Consider the following 19731-nt stretch of genomic DNA (forward strand, 5'->3'; position numbering starts at 1 on the left):
CGGGGTAATGTGCGTATCGTCCATGAAGTTCACACGGGACGAGTCCCTTGAGCGGTTGGAGTCGGTCGTACAGAGCGGAGAGCCGGTCATCGGCGCCGGCGCGGGAACCGGTATCTCGGCGAAGTTCGCCGAGCGCGGCGGTGTCGACCTCCTCATCATCTACAACTCGGGGCGGTACCGGATGAACGGCCGCGGCTCCTTGGCGGGCATCCTCCCCTACGGCGACGCCAACGAGATCGTCGTCGAGATGGGCCACGAGGTGATCCCGGTCGTGGAGGACACGCCCGTGCTCGCGGGCGTCAACGGGACCGATCCGTTCCGGGAGATGGAGGTGTTCATCGAGGACCTCCGCCGCCGCGGGTTCTCCGGCGTTCAGAACTTCCCCACGGTCGGCCTCATCGACGAGGACAGCTCCTTCCGGCAGAACTTAGAGGAGACCGGCATGGGCTACGATAAGGAAGTCGAGATGATCCGCGAGGCCAGCGATCAGGGGATGTTGACGTGTCCGTACGTCTTCAACGAGGACCAGGCTCGCGCGATGGCCGAGGCCGGTGCCGACGTGGTCGTCTCGCATATGGGCCTGACGACATCCGGTGACATCGGCGCCGAGACGGCTCTGGATCTCGAGGCGGCGGCCGAACGGGTCCAATCCCACCACGACGCCGCGAAAGCGGTCGACGACGATATCATGGTCATCTGTCACGGCGGACCGATCGCGTGGCCGGACGACGCGAGAGACGTCCTGAACAACACCGAGGGGGTCGTCGGCTTCTTCGGCGCCTCCAGTATCGAGCGGCTTCCGACGGAGGAGGCCATCCAGAACCAGGCGCGCGAGTTCAAGGAGATCGAGTTCTGATGAGTTCAACGGACCGTTCCGAACCGGCGCCCGCGACCGTCGTCATCGTCGGGACGCTCGACACGAAGGGCGAAGAGATCGGCTTCGCGCGGGACGTGCTCGCGGCCCAAGGCGTCGGAGTTACCCTCGTCGACGTCGGCGTCATGGGCGACCCCGAGATCGGTCCCGACATCTCGGCCGCGGAGGCGGCCGAGGCGGGTGGCGCCACCCTCGAGGGCCTCAGGGACGCGGCCGACAGAGGCAGGGCGGTCGAGGCGATGGGGGACGGCGCCGCCGCGATCGCGAAGCGACTCCACGAAGCCGGCGACCTCGACGGAATCCTCGGTCTCGGCGGGTCGGGGAACACCTCGATCGCGACGGCGGCGATGCGAGCGCTCCCCGTCGGGGTCCCGAAGTTCATGGTGTCGACGGTCGCGTCGGGGGACACCGAGCCCTACGTCGGCACGCGCGACATCGCGATGCTGTACTCGGTGGCGGACATCGAGGGGCTCAACCGGCTCTCCCGGACGGTGATCGCGAACGCCGCCCTCGCGATGACCGGGATGGTGACCAACGACCCGGCCGTCGAGACGCCCGACAGGCCCACGATCGGTATCACCATGTTCGGCGTCACCACGCCCTGCGTTCAGACGGCGCGCGAGTGGCTCGAAGAGCGGGGCTACGAGACGATCGTCTTCCACGCGACGGGAACCGGCGGCCGCGCGATGGAGAACCTGATCGCGGAGGGCGTCATCGACGGCGTCCTCGACGCGACGACGACCGAGTGGGCCGACGAACACGTCGGCGGCGTTCTGGCTGCGGGACCGGATCGACTCGACGCGGCGGCCGAGGCGGGAGTTCCCCAGGTCGTCTCCACGGGAGCGCTCGACATGGTCAACTTCGGTCCCGAGGAGACGGTGCCGGCGGAGTTCGAGGGGAGAACGTTCCACGTTCACAATCCACAGGTGACGCTGATGCGAACCACGCCGGCGGAGACCACCGAGATCGGACGGATCATCGCCGAGAAGCTCAACGCGGCGACCGGTCCAGTCACGCTCGCGCTCCCGTTGGGCGGCGTCTCGATGCTCGACGCCGACGGCGAACCGTTTCACGATCCCGACGCCGACGAGGCCCTGTTCGACGCGCTCCGTTCGAACCTCGACGAGAGCGTGGACCTGTTGGAACGAGACGCGAACGTCAACGACGAGTCGTTCGCCGTCGCGATGGCCGAACGGCTCCACGAGTACATGGAGCGGTGAGTCGCGAAGGCGGGGAGGCCCGTGGAAGCGGGCGAGACCGTTCGGCGGATGGGGCCGTCCGGCGGATGGGGCCGTCCGGCGGGCGACCGCAGTAGTATACGATAACAAACATAAGTACCAAAGATTTAAATCCTGCATGATACCATGTGTCTATGAGTTGTACAAACAACCATGACAAACAAGCGTGAACCAGGAGACGAATCCAGGCGTCGGTACCTCAAAGGCCTCGCAGCCGGTGGCCTCGCTGCCGGCTTCGCCGGTTGTACGGGCGATGGCGGCGGAGACGGCGGCGACGGCGGCGACGGCGGAAGCGAGTACGAACCGATCGGGAACTTCCCGCCGGAGGGCGACACAGTCGCGATCGGATTCAACGGCCCGTTGTCCGGGGCGCTCGGTCCGGACGGACAGGATCAGGAACTCGGGTTCGACCTCGCGGTCCAACACCTGAACAACGGCGGCGGGTTGGTCGACACCTGGGACGCCCTGAGCGGTGACGGCATCCTCGGGTACCAGATTGAACCGACGAAGGCCGACACCGGTGGGGACCCCGACACGGCGAACTCCAACATCAACGGGATGATCCAGCAGGACAACATCCAGTTCTGGACCGGCGGCATGTCCAGTACGGTGACCCTGGCGATGCAGGACGTCGCTCAGCGGGAGAAGGTCCCGTTCATGGGCGGGAACTCGACCTCGTCCGGGATCAGCGGAGAGAACTGCTCACGGTACTACTTCCACCCGACCTTCCACGCGGAGATCATCGGGATGGCCGCCGGGACCCTGCTCCCGGAGGTGCTCGGCGAGGACCGGGAGCTGTTCCACATCTACATGGACTACTCCTACGGCCAGTCGAACCGCGACGCCATGCGCACGCACCTCACGGAGAACGGCCCGTGGGAGGACGCGGGCGGCTCGGCGATCGCCGAGGGGGAAAGCGACCACCAGACGCAGATCCAGGACCTGCAGGACTCGGGTGCCGACGTGGTCCACTTCGCCAGCTTCGGCGAGTTCGCGGCCAGCGGGCTCTCGCAGATGGTCGACGCCGGCGTCACCGATGACGTCGACGTGTTCATCCCGCACGTCAGCGCGTTCACCCTCGATCCCATGGGGTCCGACGCCGAGGGCGTCTACGGCATGGAGCCGTGGAACCCGAACTACGACAACGAGGCGTCGAACACCTTCGTCGAGGCGTATCAGGACGAGTACGACGAGATCCCCAACCAGAGCTCGATGCACACCTACGAGTCGATGCTGGTGTACGCCGCCGCCGTCGAGGAGGCGGGGGCGTTCCACCCGCCGACGGTCGTGCGCACCCTCGAGGAGTTCGAATGGGAGCAGGCGTGGGGGTCCTCGCAGTTCCGGGAGTGCGACCACCAAGTCGAGCGGCCGTGGCACCTCGTGCAGGGCGTCGACGACGCCACGGCCGAGGAGATCGGCATTCGGACCGAGGTGATGGAGACGACCGATCCGATCGTGTACGAGTGCGACGCCTACCCGGCAAACGAGTGTGCGATGGACGAGAACGAGTACGGTGACGAGTAACGCGCCTCTCGGACGGCCGTCTCGGGGCGGCGTCCGACTCGTAGCGCGCCCCGCGTCGAGCCCGTGCTCCCGTTCGACGACCGCCCGGTGCGACGCACGATCCAACGGCGAATGAAAGGACCGTCAAGACATGGCAACAGTAGACAATAGGTGGCGGTTCGGATGAGTCTCGTAGAATCGTCCGTCCAGTTCCTGTTCGTCGCGCTGAGCGTGGCGTCGGTGTACCTCCTCGTGGCGCTGGGGCTGTCGATCGTGTTCGGCTCCCTCCAGTTCGTAAACATGGCCCACGGAGCGTTGTATCTGATCGGGGCGTACGTCGGACTGATCGTCGGGTTCGAGGTCGAGTTCGGCGGGTTGCTCGACCGATACGGGCTCGCGCCGCTGGGGCTCGATCTCGGGTTCTTCGCCGCCCTCGTCGTGACGCCGATCGTCGTGTTCGTCGCCGGAATCGCGATGGAGCGGCTCCTCGCGAAGCCGCTGTACGACCGCCCGCTGCTCGATCAGCTGTTGGTGACGTTCGGCGTCCTGCTGATCTTTCAGGAGGGATTCAACCTCGTGTTCGGGCGGACCGGCTTCAACTACGCCCGGCCCGGCTGGGCGTCCGGACCGGTGCTCATCCCCGGCGTCGGATCGGTGTCGCGGTGGCGAGTGTACGTCGTCGTCCTCGCGCTCGTCTTCCTGGCGGTCCTCTTCGCCTTCTACAAGTACACCGATTACGGCCTCGCGGTCAGGGCGGGCACCGAGGACACCGAGATGACCGAGCTGCTCGGCATCAGAATCGGGCGGCCGTTCCTGTTGATATTCGCCATCGGCGCGGCTTACGCCGGCCTCGCCGGCATCCTCGGCGGCTCGCTGTTCGGCGTGAACGCCGGGATGGGGTTCGGTAACATCATTCCCGCGCTGGTCATCGTGATCATGGGCGGGGTCGGATCGATCAAGGGGACCACCGTCGGGGCGCTGCTCGCGGGCTTCGTGTTCGCGGCGGTGACGCAGGTCTGGCCGAGCATGGCGACGGCGAGCATCTACGCGCTGGCGATCGTGGTGTTGACGCTCCGACCGAGCGGCATCTACCCGACGGGGGAGATCGGCCAATGAGTACCGAGAACACGGAGAATACGGATATCTCGGAGAACACGGAGAATACGGATATCTCGGAGGGCACGGAGGAGACCATCGACGACGGTCCGGCGTCGAGCGCGCTCGAGACGTGGGACCGGATCAAGCACACGGAGCGGTTCGTGCTGATCGCCGCCGTCGTCTTCGTCGCGGTGTTCCCGTGGGTGTTCACGAGCGCCCCGCTGGTCCCGAGCGACCTGCTCGGGTACGATCAGCTCGTTCGCCTGATCCTCATCTGGGGAATCTTCGCGCTGGGGTTCAACCACCTGCTGGGCCAGACCGGACTGCTGTCGTTCGGTCACGCGATGTTCTTCGGCGGCTCGGCGTACGCGACGGCTCTGTTCGCGAACAACGTCGTCGCCGACCCGCTCCTCTCGGTCGTCGTCGGCGTGTGCTTCGCGCTCCTGTTGGCCGTCGTGACGCCGTTCATCCTGCTCCGGCTCCACACGGTCTACTTCGCGATCGTGACGCTCGCGATCGCACAGATGCTGTACTACATGGCCAGAGAGCCCTTCGAGGGGATAACCGGCGGGATAAACGGCCTCGGGGTCGAGCGGAACCCGCTCTTCGGCCTCGTCGAGCTGGGTGCAGATCTCCCGGGGGTCTTCGGCGCGCTCTGGGGGACGTACATGTACCTCTTCGTCGCGGCGTTCTTCGTCGCCGTCGTCGCGTTCATCACGCGCGTCCGGAAGTCGCCGTACGGGCTGATCTTCAAGGCGGTCCGGGAAAACGAGACCCGGGCGTCCTTCGTCGGACTCGACGTCTGGCGGTACAAGTTCGCGGCGTTCGTCATCTCGGGGTTCGTCGCGGGGATCGCCGGGGGACTCCTGCCGATGGAGACGTACTTCACCGGCGTCGAACGCCTCCACTGGACGCTCAGCGGCGACGTGGTCATGATGACCGTGCTGGGCGGGCTGGGAACGGTCGCGGGTCCGATCATCGGCGTGATCGTCTTCCTCTACTTCGAGGGCGTCGTCAACGGGCTCGACGTGATCGGCGGCTACTGGCTGCTCACGCTCGCGCTTGCGTTCACGGCGGTCGTCTGGAAGTACCCCGACGGAATCTGGGGGATGATCACGAGCGTCAGCTCGCAGCTGCGATCACAGAGAGGTGATCAGTGATGCCACTACTCGAAACACGCGACCTCACGAAGACGTTCGGCGGCCTGAAAGCGCTCGATGAGGTGACCGTCTCGGTCGATCAGGGCGAGCTCGTCTCGCTCATCGGTCCGAACGGCGCCGGGAAATCGACGCTGATCAACACCATCACGGGGATGTTGGAGCCGACGTCCGGCGAGATCACCTACGCGGGAACCGATCTCGTCGGCCTCGACCCCTTCGAGATCGCGCAGCTCGGCGTCGGTCGATCGTTCCAGACCGCGTCGATATTCCCCGAGCTCACGGTCAGGGAGAACGTCCAGGTGGCGGCGTTCGCGACCGAACACGGGTCGTTCAGCGTCAACTTCCTCAGCCGACGCGACGGCTACGACGAGGTCCGGGAGCGCACGGAGCGCATCCTCGAGACCATCGAGCTGGGAGACGACGCAGCGGAGACCGCGAAGTCGCTCCCGTACGGTGACAAGCGACGACTGGAGGTGGCGATCGGGTTGGCGACGGACCCCGACCTGATGTTCATGGACGAGCCCACGGCGGGGATGTCGCCGGGCGAAACCGAGATGACGGTGTCGCTCATCCGGGAACTGCTCGCCGACTGGAACATGACCATCTTCCTCGTCGAACACGACATGGACGTCATCTTCGACGTCTCAGACCGGATCTTCACGCTCAACGACGGCGCGATCATCGCGAAGGGGACGCCCGAGGAGATCAAAGACGACCCCGCGGTTCGCGAGGCCTACTTGGGGGGTGGAGAGATATGACGCTGCTCGAACTCGACGATGTCCACGCCTACTACGGGGCGAGCCACATCCTGCGCGGGGTGTCGATGGCGATCGACGAGGGGGAGGTTATCTCGCTGCTGGGCCGCAACGGCGCCGGCAAGACCACGACCGTCAGAAGCATCGCCGGCGCGGAACCGCCCGAGGTCCGCTCCGGCGCGATCCGGTTCGACGGGACGGACATCACCGACTGGCCGACCGACGACATCACGCGGGCCGGCGTCGGCGTGGTTCCTGAGGGGCGCCGGCTGTTCACCGAGCTGACGGTCGAGGAGAATCTCACGATGTCGAAGATCGCCAGCGCCTCGTGGAACACGCTTCGCCGCCGCGCGCCCGGAAGCGGATCTCCCACGATGGGGATCGACGAGCTGTACGAGCTGTTCCCCCGGCTGGAGGAGCGTCGCTCCCAGCGGGCCGGAACGCTCTCCGGCGGCGAACAGCAGATGCTCTCGATCGCCAGAACCCTCCGGTTACCCGACCTCGACCTGCTGCTGCTCGACGAGCCCACGGAGGGGCTGGCACCGCAGATCATCGAGTCCGTCTCGGAGTCGATCCGGGAGATCTCGGATCAGGGACTGACCGTCCTCCTCATCGAACAGAACGTCCGCGAGGCGCTGAAACTCGCCGACCGCGGGTACGTCTTAGATCAGGGCGAGATGGTCTACGAGGGGACCGTCGAGGAGCTCGAAGCCGAAGACCTGGACGACTACCTCGTCGTCTGAAGCCGACCGCGACACCTCGGGTCCGAGGCGACTACCTGCGGACGATCGGCCATCTCCCCTCGCAGTCCGTCGATTACCGACGCCCAAAGCGTTATTACGCGACGACAGGTGAACCGTGACATGGTGATGCGTAACAGACGGGCCGTTCTCGCCGCCGTGTCGACGGCCACGATCGGTCTCGCCGGGGGATGTGCCGGCATACGGGGCGGCGACTCGGGATCGCACCCCGTCTCGGAGCCGGTGACCGAGTGGCCGTCCTTCCGGGGCGACCGCTACAACACCGGGTTCGCGAGGGGCGTCTCACCGACGGGCGCGGACCCGTCGATCGAGTGGACCCACGACGCCGACGGGCCGTTCTGGGGGAGCCCGGTGGTCGCGGACGACGCGGTGTTCGTCGGCAGCACGGACGGGACGCTGTACGCGTTGGACGCGGCGACGGGCGCGGAACTGTGGACGTTCGCGACGGATCACCGGATCGAGGGGTCGCCCGCGTACGCCGACGGCACGGTGTACGTCGGCTCCTACGACACGCGTGTGTACGCGGTGGACGCCGCCAGCGGCGAGGAGAGCTGGCATCGTGACCTCGGGGGGCTGATCCGGGGGAGCCCGACGCTGGCCGGTGGGACGGTGTACATCGGCGCGGGCTGTCACAACCTCGCGTGCGCGGCGTTCGCGGCGGAGTCCGACGCGCCCAACGCGACCGAAGCCGGGTGGGTCTACGCGCTGGACGCGGTCACCGGCGAGACCGAGTGGCGGTACGCGGTCGGCGACGAGGTCGTGAGTACGCCGGCGGTGGGCGACGAGACGGCGTACGTCGGAGCCTCTGACGACACGTTCTACGCGCTCGACGCCGGATCGGGAGAGGAGGTCTGGACCTACGACGTGGGGGACATGGTCTGGTCGAGCCCGGCCCTGGCGTTCGAGACCGTGTACTTCGGCGACTGGAACGGGATCGTCCACGCGGTCGACGCCGCGACGGGGGAGGCCGAATGGACCGCGGACCCGTTTGCGCGCTACATTTCCGGGTCCGTCGCCGTCGACGACTCGGGGGTCTACGTGGGAGACACGCCGTACAACACGCTGGACGATCCCAGCACGCACTACGGCGAGATGTTCAAGCTCGACAGACGCTCCGGCGAGGAGCTGTGGAGCTTCGAGACCGACGCGCTTGAGGTGGGCAGCAGTCCAGTCGTCACGGACGACCGGCTCTACTTCGGCACGCACGGCCAGACGGAGCGCGGCGGCCTCGGCGTTCACGGACTCACGACCGACGGCGACGAGGCGTGGTTCATCGAAATCGGCGGCCGCGGCGTCGGATCGAGCCCCGCGCTCGTCGACGGAACGCTGTACGTCAGCGGAACCGACGGCCGGATGTACGCCATCAGGTGAGCGGGTCGAATCGTGTTCCGTGCGGGACCGCCCGTCGCGTCTTCGGGGCCCCTTCAGCCGTATCTGTCTGCCGCAGCGCGGGTGCCGCGTACCGACCGGGCGTTCGAGAAGCATGACGGAGTCCCGACGAGCGATAGCGGTCGGCGGTCGGGCTCACTCTGCCTAACTATCAGTTTCAAATAATACATCAATATCTTATTTTTGACGAGAATCGAAGCAGAACTGCCGTTCACAGCCGGGCTCAGAAAGTGGACCGACGGCCGGAGAGCAACCCCGAGTCGAACTGTCCGCAGGGGTGGCGCGAGGAGGATTTTCGACCCGTTTCGGCGTCTCGTTCGGCACGAGCGTCGGGGTTCTCCGATGAACGGGCGTCCGTGGTCGGACCCCGATCGCCGGCTCCGAGGCCTCGATCGGGTTCGCCGACCGTCCCCTCGATGAGCGCTTCGGAGCGGCCACGCACCGCGATTAAACACCGGTTCGCGGTGCTCCGGACACCGGACGAAGTGGCACTGGAAGGCGCGGCCGGGACGCTCCCTGCGAACCCGCGAGATGCCATTACCGTTAAGAATTATAGAAATATGAACAGAACAGAATATTATATATTTTTTGTTATTAATGCGTGGGAGGGGAACCGTTCCTTCAGGGACGACCGATATCACGATCGCGCGGTCTCCGGCGATCTAGCGTCCGCCGCCGATCTAGCGTTCGTCTTCCACCTAGCGTTCGTCTTCCACCTAGCGTTCGTCACCGACTTCGGCGAGGCCGTGGCCCTCGGCGGTGCGGGGATCGAACAGGGCCGCAACGTCGATCTGTTCCGGCGCTGACAGCGCCGCGAGCAGCGCTATCCGGGCTTTGTGTGCCGGGAGGGTCCCGCCGAGGATCGCGCCCGTCTCCGCGAGCGCCGCCGCGCCGCCGCGTCCGCCGTACACCGGCGCGGTAGTCCCGGCGATACAGCGGCTCGTGACCACGACTCTGACGCCCGCGTCGGTTGCCGTTTCGAGGGCGGCGGCCACGTCGGGCGGCACGTTACCCATTCCGAGCCCCTCGACGACGAGCCCGTCGACACCGCGGTCGACGGCGTGCCGGAGCCCGCTGCCGTCCGTTCCGGTCGATGTCGTGACCAGTCTCACGCGGGCCGTGAGCTCCGTGGCAGGGAGCGTCGCGGACAGGCTCCTCGGGCGTCGGTAGAACCACAGCCCGTCAGGAACCCGCTCGGCGACGAGCCCGTAGTGTCCCGAGTCGTACGCGGCGAGGTTGCTCGCGTGTCGCTTCCGGACCGCGCGCGCGGCGTGGAGCCGATCGTTGAAGAACACGTATGCGCCGGTTTCGACCTCGTCGTGTGCCGCCACCTCGACGGCCCCGACGAGGTTCGCGGAACCGTCGGGGCTCGTGTCCGCCGCCGTCCGCTGGGACCCCGTCAGAACGACCGGGGCAGACGAGCCGGCGACGAGATCGAGGTAGTAGGCGGTCTCGGCCATCGTGTCGGTTCCGTGAAGAACGACCACGCCGTCAGCCGCCTCAGCGACCCGTCGGACCGATTTCGCGATCGCCGTGAGGTCGGTGGTCGAGAGTTCGGAGCTCGGTCGCTGTGTGACCTGCGTGACGGTGATGTCGAACCGGTCGGAGAGCTGCGGAACCCTCTCGATCAGCTCCCGGCCGGACCGGCTCGGCGATACGCCACGACCACCGTCAGTTCCCGCGATGGTCCCCCCGGTGGCGACGATATGGATCGAGGACATATGCGGATCGTGGCTCAGAGTCCGCCGGAGCGACTGATAACGGCTCCGGTCGCGTCGAGCCGCTTTCGGTCCCCTCGCTTCACCCCCCGAAGGAGACGAACAGGAACACGAGCGAGAGATACGCGATCACGACGGTGACCGCGATCACCGGAAGCGACGTGAGGTACCCGTAGCTCCCCTCGACGGGCTCGTCGTCCTCGCCGATCTCGTCGGCCGTCGGCATCACCTCCGGGAGCCCCTTGCGCTTGGCGTCGAACTTGTTCAGCCCGAGCACGGCGACCACGACGAGCGCGATCGACAGCGGGAGGAGCACGAACGCCGACGTGAGCCCGACGGCGTACAGCAGCAGCGCGATAACCGTCACGCCCGCGGCCGTCATGGCGAACGGAATCTGCGTGTTGACGTGGTCGACGTGGTCGGACCCGGCGAAGATCGACGACATGACCGTCGTGTCGCTGATCGGCGAGACGTGGTCGCCCCAGATCGAACCGCCGAAGAGCACGCCGATGAGGACCGGAAGGACGGACGCACCGACCAGCTCGTAGCCGAGCGGGATCGCGAGCGGCGTCAGGATCGCCATCGTCCCCCACGAGGTGCCCGTGGTGAACGCGATGAACATCGCGGCGACGAACACGATGAGCGGTAACAGCGAGCCGGGGACGCCGCTGCCGACCATCACGTCCACGATGTACTCCGCGGTCCCAACCTGCTCCGCCGCGTGGCCGATACTCCACGCGAGCACGATGATCGCGGCGGCGATCATCATCGTCTTGAACCCGTCGATAACCGTGTCGCTCGCCTCGTCGAGATCCATCGTCCCGAGGCCCAGCGCACCGACCATTCCGACGGCGAGGAACGCGAACGACCCGTACAGAAGCCCGAGTGCGACGTCCGTCTCCTGGAACGCCGTCGCAATGTCGACGCCGGGCTGGTGACCGCCGCCGAGCCACCACATCGAAACGATCCCCACCGCGAGAAGCGAAAGGATCGGCGCGAAGAAGTTCACGAGCGACGGGTTCGCCTCGCTCGGTTCGCCGACGTCGGTCGAGACGTCCGAGAGCGGAGTCGCGTCCTCCCGGAGGGTCTGCCCCGTCGAGCGCGACCGCCACTCGGCGTCGAGCATCGGTCCGTAGAACCGCTGCGTGAGCGAGATGAACCCGACCATGAAGAACGCGAGGAAACAGTAGATGTTCCACGGGATGCTCTGTAAGAAGAGCCCGAATGCCGTGACGCCGAGTTCATCGGCGCTGAAGCGTGCCGCTTCGAAGCCGACAATGATCATCGAGACCTGGTAGCCGATCCAGTTCGAGACAGGCCCGAACGTCGTGACCGGTGAGGTGGTGGAGTCGAGCACGTACGCGTGCATCTCACGCGAGGTGTTGTTGTCCTCCGAGAGATCGCGGGTCGCGTTGCCGGTCACGATCGTGCTCGTGTACGAGTCGAAGAAGATGAACACCCCGATCACCCACGTCAACACCTGCGAGTCGCGGGCGGTGTTCACCCGATGACCGATCCAGTGTTCGAGTGCGAGGATGCCACCCGATTTGTAGATGAACGCCGCACCGGCCCCCATGAACATGATGAGGATGAGGAACTTCGTGTCGAACGGCGATCGCACCACCTCCACGAGCCAGTCCATCGACAGCGCCGTCGCCGCGATCGGGTTGAAGTCAGCGATCAGTAGTGCACCGACCCAGACGCCCGCAAAGAGCGAAACGAGCACCTGTCGGGTGTACATTGCGAGAGCGATCGCGAGCAGCGGCGGCGCCAACGCTAGCGCCGCGAACGGAAGCGCCTGATATGTCATACGGTACCTACCTGTAGGGAGGTTCCACTTAACTGTTTTCACGTGTGCCACACACGAACCGATCGTTCATCCGAGAGCGTGCTCAGTTTCACCGGTTCCGCGCACCGATCAATACCTTCATCTCTCGTTTGTCGAGAAGGGCCGAGAAGCAGACGCCGTCCTTCGGTTCAGACGAGATCCTGAGAGGTGAGATCGGTCTCGAACTCCGGGACCACGCGGTTGAGAATGTCCGGAAACTCGCCGTGCAGGTCGGTGTCTTCGATTCGGTACGCCGGGCCGGAGAGGGTGAAGCCACCGATGACGTTCCCTGAGGGTTCCTCGGCTATCACTCCGGCGACGCGCTTTCCCGGGATCGACTCCTCGTCGTTGGTGGCGTACCCCCGCTCTCGGATCGCGGCCAGTTCCGCCTCGAGGGCGTCGCGCGAGGTTATCGACCGATCGGTGACGGCCGGCAGCCCCCATCGATCGACGATGTCGTCGACGCGCGAGCTCGGGAACCGTGCGAGCATGGCCTTGCCGATCGCGGTCGTGTGCATGAACTCGTAGTTCTCGATACGGCTGCTCGGCTGTGCCGAGGGACCCACCGAGTCAAACAGGGTCACGATGCGGCCGTTTTCCTCGATGCCGAAGTCCGACTCCTCGTTCGCCTGATCGGCGATCTCGACGACGTACTTGCCGGCCAGTTCATACGCCTTCTCACGGTTCCGAACGTACATCCCGATGTCGTAGAACCGGCCGCCGAGACGGTACTCGGCCCCCTCGACGACCACGTATCCGTGCTTTCGCAACGTGTGGAGATGCTTGTACGTCGCGCTTCGCGAGAGGTCGAGCGCCGACGCGAGCTCGTCCGGCGTCATCTCGCCGCCCGACCGTAACGCCTCGATCACGCCGAGCGACCTCTCGGTCGTCCGCAGCAGTTGACTGTCTTCGCTCACGTCCCCGTGTTTCATCGGCGACATATAAATCCACGTATCGTGGAACACAACCGACGATGAACCTCCCCGTGAATCGCGCTCGGACCACGCCGGCCGCCGCCCGACGAAGGCGTTTCCGATCGATCCACCAATTCGGCTCAGACGTTGCTGCCGAGGGCTTTCCTCCGTGAAACGCCGAAATCGCGGCTAGGGACGTTCGTCGTGCATGATATTTTCATTACGATTGTAGACACGTAATGCAAATTCGTGGCGATCGATCGCGTCCGGGGAAATTCCCGATTCATCCGGACGGTGATATCCACTCGCAGGAACGGCGCGGACTCTCCGGCCGCCGCTGCGGAGTGGTATCTCGCATGTGTGGAATAAGTCGACGCTTTTCCGGTGGATAAGCCGGTCCGGCATCGGCGTCTCCGATTCGTCCGCACGACCGGTGTCGAGACGGACGGACTAGGCGAATATATCATACTTCATTGTATATCTAATATCAATTATATATTATCTCGTTCCGGAAGCCGAGTAGATCGACGCTATCCACCTACGACAGACACAGATCGGATTTGAGCGCGTTACACCCGCAACCCCGGCGATCGAGGACGTACCGTCAGCGTATGACCGTTCCACGGCATCCCATCGAAATCGCGGATGCGCACGCGCGGCAAGACGAGTCAGAGGGTCTGAAACGTCGATTACGGGTCGATCTGGCGGGTAAAACGGCTTCGATCCGGTTTTGAGCGGTCGCGAGCGCGACACGGCCACACCGATTCCGGGTAACTAAAGATATCCGATAGTTTTGTAAATACATAGGTAATACTGTATATCCACACGCGACAGATCGGGAGCGATACTCCTCTTCGGCGAGAACCGTCCAAGACACTACTTTCGGTACGGTTTCCGCACTTACATATGTATTCTGTTTAACACTAGCATGTAATGACTTACAACGTAGGTGAGAAGCCCGGAAAAGGCGTGTATCGTTGTATCAACTGTTCGTGGGAGGTAACGCTTGACGACGCAGACGACACCCTGCCGCCGTGTGGGAGTTGTGGCGAAGGGCACAACACAGTTTATCGACTAGTGCGCCGATTATAGAATTCCAAGCTCACGTCTCCCACGATCTCCTCAATAATCTCGATCTCCTACTCATACTCATGGATATAAATACGTAAAGACATCTGGAACGTTGATTCGGTTGAGCGCAGAGAGAGCAGCATCACGGAGATCGTCAAGTGTCTCGAACAGGCGGTTCCCAAGTTCTTGATCGAGTTGTCTCCAGCACTCTTCCGCGGGGTTCAGCTCTGGTGAACCCCGCGGAAGGTAGCACAGTTCGATCGGTGTGTCTTCGACGAATTCCTGCACTGCGTTGGCCGTGAAATACGAGGCGTTATCCAAGACGACGCAGATTTTCTCGCCGAACTCTGTTTGGAGTGCGTCGAGTAAACGGATCGTCGTGTCGCTGTTGAAGTTCTCGGCACAGGGCAGAAAGAACGTCTCACCGCCGTCGCTGACTGCACCGAGCAGCTTGATGCTATCCCACGCGCCCGTCACCGGCAGTGACGGGCGCTCCCCTTCCGGAAACCACGCATAAATCAGCGTCGAGAGTACCTGACGCGTCTGATCGATGGTCAGGATTGTGTATTCGTCGTCCAAGTCGTTGCGCTTTTTTTGAAGCCTTCTTGCCACGCCTCTTGGGCTCTCTCGTCGGATGTGTAGAACTCCGGCCGGGCTGTCTTCCAAGACAGCCCGGCCTCAGACATCAATCGCCGGACGTGCCGCTCACAGTACTCAACGTCAAATTCTTCGACGAGATAGTGACGCGCTAATGGAACAGACCACGCGGGCGCGTCTAATCCAACTTCTTCGGGCGATTCGTGGAGAGCCTCAACGAACTGGTCGTACTGTTCATCAGAGAGTTCGGTTGGTCTGCCTTCACGCGGATCGTCGTAGACGACTTGCTCGACCGGCTCATCGGCGAGCCGGTCGAGCCGGCCAACCCATCGAGACAGCCATGGACCGGTGTATCCGTACCGTTCAGCTACTTCTGCCATCGTTGCGTCGTCTTCTTCGAGGTAGTTAATCACCGCCATCAGCCGCTGTGTCGACTTCTTGCCCTCGACCTCCGCGAGCGCGTCGCGGAGGTCGTTGAGGGTGGCTGCGTCAAGCGTAGCCATACCTCTTAATCACACTCTAGCCTAAAGAATATTCAGCCGACAGTATCAGAAGACGCAAACCGCATAGTTAGCCCTTCTGGTGGTGACTCACGGAAACTACACTCACGAGCCCTCAGAATATTGAGTGCCGTATTTTTGTCTCTCCGTTTTCTAGATTAGGCCATCCCATTATTATTTATACATCTCGTAGTCATATAGGGTATGGCCCTCCTCGAACCCCCACGGATCCTCCCTGAGCAACTGATACTGCTCGTGTTGGTGACGATATTCCTCGTTTTCTATCGGACATCCGTCGAGGCAGACGGAACACTGCCCCAGTCAGATGTGGCGACGACTGATTTCGGCTTCACGTTCGACGGCTAGTACCCCTCCGATTGATGCTATACATTGTCGGCGGAGTTGGATTCATTGCCCTCGGCCTCGCAATCGGCTGGTACGGTCTTCGGCCACTCGCGACTGTGCCAAGCGTCCTCCGTACCAACGTCCAAGACCCAAGCGAGGTGACGGACACCGGCTCCTTCGTCGTCTGCCGCGGCGTTGCGAACGAATCGAGCGAGACCATTACGGCTCCGTTCACGGGGTCTCATTGCCTCGGGTTCGAGTTTGAGGTCACCGAACGGCAGCCGTTCGGAATCGGAGTCCCGTGGTTTCAGGCACATCTCGACGATGGCGTGGCGACACGCCCGTTCACCCTCGACGGTCCGAGCGGGACCCTCAACGTCGTCCCGTCCGCAAAACGATTCGCGCTCGATACGGACTCGACGGTCATCACGGTCGAAGCCAGCGATACGCCGCCGAAACGTATTCAACAGTTTGTCGACGTGCGAGATGACCTCGAACCGGTCGCAAGATGGGTGCGAATTGTTCCGGGACTCGGCACGCGGCGGTACGTCGAACGACGGATCGATCCTGGTGAGGAGTACCTCATTGCGGGACACACAGAACACCAACAGAACGAGACCGTCCTCACAGGCAATCTCATCATTACCGATCGCTCTCCGAGACAGTTCGCACTTACACGCCTCTGGAAAGCGTCATTTCCGGCGGTAATCGCGATGGCGTTCGTTGCTGTCGGAGTTGGAGGCATCGTTCTATGACCGACTGCAGTACGAAACCAACCACCCGACCCTTACAATGACACCAGACACAGACGCCATCGAGACGCGTAGCCTGACGAAACGATTCGGGACCGAGACCGCCGTCGACGGACTCGATCTAACCGTCGACCACGGCACCGTGTACGGCTTTCTCGGACCGAACGGCGCCGGAAAGACAACCACGATGCGGATGTTAACATCGCTGACGCAGCCAACCGACGGCGAGGCGTGGATCGACGGGAACCCTGTCTCGGATCGCGATGCGATCAGGGCATCGATCGGCTATCTTCCCGAGGAACCGCCGGTCTTCGATGAACTCACGGGCCGCGAACAACTCGAGTACTTCGGTCGGCTCCGTAATCTCCCTGCTCCGGAAATAGAGACTCGGATCACAGACTGGTTAGATCGGTTTGATCTCACCGACGATGCCGACAAGCGGATCGACGATTACTCCAAGGGGATGCGTCAGAAGATCGGCCTGATTCAGGCGCTGTTACACGAGCCCGACGTGGTGTTTCTCGACGAGCCGACCAGCGGGCTGGACCCGCGAGCGGCTCGGACCGTCCTCGACGTCATTGCGGAACTGACCGACGACGGCCACACGGTGTTCCTCTCGACGCATATTCTCTCGGTTGTCGAGGAGCTTGCGGACGTGGTTGGCGTCCTCTACGAGGGTGACCTCGTCACCGAGGGCTCGCCCGCGGAACTGACTGCGCGGATGGAAGCCGAGGAGGGAACGACGCTCGAGGACGTGTTCCTCTCGGTCACCGCCAAACGTGGACCAGCCGTCTCCGACTCAGCTTCTGAAACCACTGGAGACGCTGCCGACCTACAGGATGGTCGGGTTGAGGACCGATGACGCGGGCGAAACGGCCGCGGCTCATCGTTCTGACCGAACTCCGACGTCGCTGGCGGACGATGAAAGCGAATACGACGCAGCTGTTGGCGATGGCGTTCGCGGCCGTCATGCTGCTTCCGTTCTCGCTCGGCGGTGTGTTCGGGGCGTATCTCGCCGGCGGATTCGTCGCTGGAAGCGAGACCGAACCACTCATCGAATGGACGCGGATGGCGTTCGTCTACGGGTGGATCTTCGTGGTCGGATTCGGTGGATATCGTGCGTATACCGTCGCACTTCGTCCCGACAATCTCGATGGCTTATTGACGACAGTGTCACATCGAGAGGTGATCGGCGGCCTCGTCCTCACCGAGTTCGTGCTATGGTCTGCATTCTTCCTCACGGTTGGGAGCGCCGCCACAGTAGCGTTCGCCGTCGGTGCCGGCTCACTACTCACAATCCCCGCCCTGTTGCTCACACTGTGTCTCCTCCTCGTAACCGGGATCCCGGCCGGGTTCATTCTCGCACTAGGCGTGCGAAACGCCGGCGTTCGCTCGCGGCTGCTCAGCCGTCTGCGAACGCTGTTTCTCGTTCTACTCGGTATTGGATACTTCGCGCTGATCTTCACGAACGCGTTTGCGTCGGTCTTGGAGCCGATCTATCGAGTGCTCGCACCGACGCCGATCGATTGGTTCGGCGATCTGGCCGCAATAGGGCTTGGTGTCGGGGCGTCACCGTTTCGAGCGATCGGCGCGGTGGGGTTCACAGGTGTGTTCGTCGCCGCAGCGGTTGCATCGCTGTTCCGACTCGCAGGGTGGCTCTGGTACGCCGACGGGGTTCACATTACTCATGAGGCTGAGCGGCCGGCCGACAGCTCTTCTTGGTTCAAAGGGCTCTCACGAGTGCTCTCACAACCGATTTTTGCCGTCGTCGCAGTCGATTGGAAACGCGCCCGCCGGTCGCCAATCTCACTGTCGTTCGCCTTGTACCCACTGATCGTCCTTGCCGGCCCAATCGTTACTGCCGTCCAGACCGGCGAGATAGGCACAAGCCTTCCACTATGGCTGCTCGTTAGTGGAACATGGATCGTCGGGTCGCTATTCGCGCTCAACGTGGTGGGCCAAGAAGGCGCAGCACTGCCCATCACACTGCTCTCAGAAGCGCCTGAACGCTCGCTGGTCATCGGACACGTCATTTCTGGTGCCCTCCTGATCGCGCCGGTGACCGTTGTGGCGACCGTTATCGCAGGGCTTCTGAGTCCGCATTCGGTACCGGTCGTCGCGAGCCTCGGCGTGTCGGCACTCGTCCTATCGGTCGTGTCGGGTGCGATCGCGACCGGGATCGGCGTCGGGTTCCCACGCTTCGAGGCCGTGAGCGTCTCTCGAAGCACCAAGGCGATTGTTCCGAGCGTCTTCGCCTTTGTGATCTATTCAGTCGCGGTGCTTATCGTTGCACTCCCGACTGTTATCGCTCATTCGGGCATTGCTGGGCACGCGCTCGCCTCGTTTGTTGGTGTTGAGCGATTCGTGGTTGGTCTTAGTGGGACGGTCGCTTCGGCCGCACTCGCGTGTCTTGTTGGTGCCGTTTCGATGTACGTCGCGCGCGATCGCGTGAGCGAGTATCACCTCTAAAAATTTCTAAAAATGTGTTGTGAAATCAGAGCGTAATCTCTCTGTCAGCTCTCTCGAAAGCATCGTATATCCTCAATTTTGACTGGCGGGCTCATGAATGCCTCACATCAAACTTTCTTATTTAGTGGGTTCTGAACAGGAGATACGAACCTCAATGGTCGAAATTCCGAATTCCCTTCAATCTCTGTTCAGCGCGCCGATCGAAGAGCAAGATGGGACGTATAGTATCGAAGTTCCTTCAAGTGAAATTAATAAGAACGCAGTGTCAGCTGGCGAAACGTATCGCATAGCACTTCTCGAGTCGTCGACCTCGACAGAGGGATCGAGACAACCGGAGTCACCGCAGTCTTCCTCTCCAGAGACCGAAAGCCGCGAGCCGTCGGAGCCGCCCGTCGACGAAGGTGAAGTCCGTGAGGTAACGATCGAGACTGTCGGCGATCAGGGCGACGGTATTGCGAAAGTCGAACGTGGCTACGTCGTGATCATTCCTGGCGCCCAACCAGGAGACGAACCTACTGTCGAGATTGAACAAGTTCAGGAGAACGTCGCATTCGCGCGTATCGTCGATAACGACCCGCGATCACTCTGACCGCTGTCTGCTCAAAACTGACCAGCAATCTGTATCATATCGGTGCCACAGTTTCACTAGAGAACTATCTCAATTGCTGTGTTGAATAGCGATCGTATCTGCCGATATCACCGGTTTAGAAGGATGAAGCCGAGGAGATCGAACCTGCCATGGAGATCGATATCCTCGAC

At 63.1% G+C, this 19731-nt stretch carries 18 protein-coding genes; 14 read left to right on the top strand and 4 right to left on the bottom strand.

The genetic code is table 11. The features are described from left to right. The first annotated feature begins 22 nt into the window (after nt 1–22). The 8 genes from ESO89_RS14045 (at nt 23) to ESO89_RS14080 (ending at nt 8760) form a co-directional block, all read left to right on the top strand. The gene (locus tag ESO89_RS14045; protein WP_128906094.1) at nt 23–856 is read left to right on the top strand and encodes a phosphoenolpyruvate hydrolase family protein; all 834 of its coding nucleotides are present in this window, start codon (nt 23–25) and stop codon (nt 854–856) included. Then, nucleotides 856–2094 carry a Tm-1-like ATP-binding domain-containing protein gene (locus ESO89_RS14050; protein WP_128906095.1) on the top strand — a complete coding sequence of 413 codons (1239 nt, stop codon included), beginning with the start codon at nt 856–858 and terminating at the stop codon, nt 2092–2094. Before ESO89_RS14045 ends, ESO89_RS14050 begins: the two co-directional genes overlap by 1 nt. 171 nt (nt 2095–2265) lie before the next feature. Continuing rightward, nucleotides 2266–3636 carry a substrate-binding protein gene (locus tag ESO89_RS14055; protein WP_128906096.1) on the top strand — a complete coding sequence of 457 codons (1371 nt, stop codon included), beginning with the start codon at nt 2266–2268 and terminating at the stop codon, nt 3634–3636. Between the two features lie 162 nt (nt 3637–3798). Continuing rightward, on the top strand, nt 3799–4731 hold the full coding sequence (locus ESO89_RS14060; protein WP_128906097.1) for a branched-chain amino acid ABC transporter permease: 933 nt from the start codon (nt 3799–3801) through the stop codon (nt 4729–4731). Next, nucleotides 4728–5873 carry a branched-chain amino acid ABC transporter permease gene (locus ESO89_RS14065; RefSeq protein ID WP_241686239.1) on the top strand — a complete coding sequence of 382 codons (1146 nt, stop codon included), beginning with the start codon at nt 4728–4730 and terminating at the stop codon, nt 5871–5873. The genes ESO89_RS14060 and ESO89_RS14065 overlap by 4 nt, the downstream gene beginning before the upstream one ends. After that, complete coding sequence (locus ESO89_RS14070; protein ID WP_128906098.1) at nt 5873–6631, top strand: ABC transporter ATP-binding protein; 759 nt, start codon at nt 5873–5875, stop codon at nt 6629–6631. Before ESO89_RS14065 ends, ESO89_RS14070 begins: the two co-directional genes overlap by 1 nt. After that, nucleotides 6628–7371: an ABC transporter ATP-binding protein gene (locus ESO89_RS14075; RefSeq protein ID WP_128906099.1), complete on the top strand. Its 744-nt coding sequence runs from the start codon at nt 6628–6630 to the stop codon at nt 7369–7371. Before ESO89_RS14070 ends, ESO89_RS14075 begins: the two co-directional genes overlap by 4 nt. 120 nt (nt 7372–7491) lie before the next feature. After that, complete coding sequence (locus ESO89_RS14080; RefSeq protein WP_128906100.1) at nt 7492–8760, top strand: outer membrane protein assembly factor BamB family protein; 1269 nt, start codon at nt 7492–7494, stop codon at nt 8758–8760. A gap of 734 nt (nt 8761–9494) precedes the next feature. On the opposite strand, the gene ESO89_RS14085 is transcribed toward ESO89_RS14080, so the two are convergent. The 3 genes from ESO89_RS14085 to ESO89_RS14095 all read right to left on the bottom strand — a co-directional run bounded on the left by ESO89_RS14085 (nt 9495) and on the right by ESO89_RS14095 (nt 13241). Further along, the gene (locus tag ESO89_RS14085; protein WP_128906101.1) at nt 9495–10499 is read right to left on the bottom strand and encodes an asparaginase; all 1005 of its coding nucleotides are present in this window, start codon (nt 10497–10499) and stop codon (nt 9495–9497) included. A 79-nt stretch (nt 10500–10578) separates the two neighbouring features. Then, a complete protein-coding gene (locus tag ESO89_RS14090) occupies nt 10579–12306 on the bottom strand; it encodes a Na+/H+ antiporter NhaC family protein (RefSeq protein WP_241686241.1) in 1728 nt (575 codons plus the stop codon). A gap of 167 nt (nt 12307–12473) precedes the next feature. Continuing rightward, complete coding sequence (locus tag ESO89_RS14095; protein ID WP_206731769.1) at nt 12474–13241, bottom strand: IclR family transcriptional regulator; 768 nt, start codon at nt 13239–13241, stop codon at nt 12474–12476. 930 nt (nt 13242–14171) lie between these two features. Between ESO89_RS14095 and ESO89_RS19415 the strand changes: the two genes are divergently transcribed. Beyond that, nucleotides 14172–14330, top strand: a complete 159-nt coding sequence (locus ESO89_RS19415) for a zinc ribbon-containing protein (protein WP_128906102.1) — start codon at nt 14172–14174, stop codon at nt 14328–14330. A 57-nt stretch (nt 14331–14387) separates the two neighbouring features. Here ESO89_RS19415 and ESO89_RS14105 read toward each other — a convergent pair. Then, nucleotides 14388–15409, bottom strand: a protein-coding gene (locus tag ESO89_RS14105) for an IS630 family transposase (protein WP_128906103.1) whose coding sequence is annotated in 2 segments (ribosomal slippage) — nt 14388–14903 and nt 14906–15409 — 1020 coding nt in all. Because the reading frame shifts where the segments join, the coding sequence is not laid out codon by codon here. Between the two features lie 201 nt (nt 15410–15610). Here ESO89_RS14105 and ESO89_RS18610 point away from each other — a divergent pair. The 5 genes from ESO89_RS18610 (at nt 15611) to ESO89_RS14125 (ending at nt 19561) form a co-directional block, all read left to right on the top strand. Further along, entirely contained in the window at nt 15611–15772 is a 162-nt protein-coding gene (locus ESO89_RS18610) for a hypothetical protein (RefSeq protein WP_164932803.1), read from the top strand. A 14-nt stretch (nt 15773–15786) separates the two neighbouring features. Next, entirely contained in the window at nt 15787–16506 is a 720-nt protein-coding gene (locus ESO89_RS14110; protein WP_128906104.1) for a hypothetical protein, read from the top strand. A gap of 37 nt (nt 16507–16543) precedes the next feature. Then, complete coding sequence (locus ESO89_RS14115; protein ID WP_128906105.1) at nt 16544–17365, top strand: ABC transporter ATP-binding protein; 822 nt, start codon at nt 16544–16546, stop codon at nt 17363–17365. A gap of 89 nt (nt 17366–17454) precedes the next feature. Continuing rightward, the gene (locus ESO89_RS14120) at nt 17455–18972 is read left to right on the top strand and encodes a hypothetical protein (RefSeq protein WP_241686242.1); all 1518 of its coding nucleotides are present in this window, start codon (nt 17455–17457) and stop codon (nt 18970–18972) included. Between the two features lie 154 nt (nt 18973–19126). Beyond that, nucleotides 19127–19561 carry a TRAM domain-containing protein gene (locus ESO89_RS14125; RefSeq protein ID WP_128906112.1) on the top strand — a complete coding sequence of 145 codons (435 nt, stop codon included), beginning with the start codon at nt 19127–19129 and terminating at the stop codon, nt 19559–19561. The last annotated feature ends 170 nt before the right edge of the window (nt 19562–19731 follow it).

It is taken from the genome of Halorubrum amylolyticum (assembly GCF_004114995.1).
Classification (GTDB): domain Archaea; phylum Halobacteriota; class Halobacteria; order Halobacteriales; family Haloferacaceae; genus Halorubrum; species Halorubrum amylolyticum.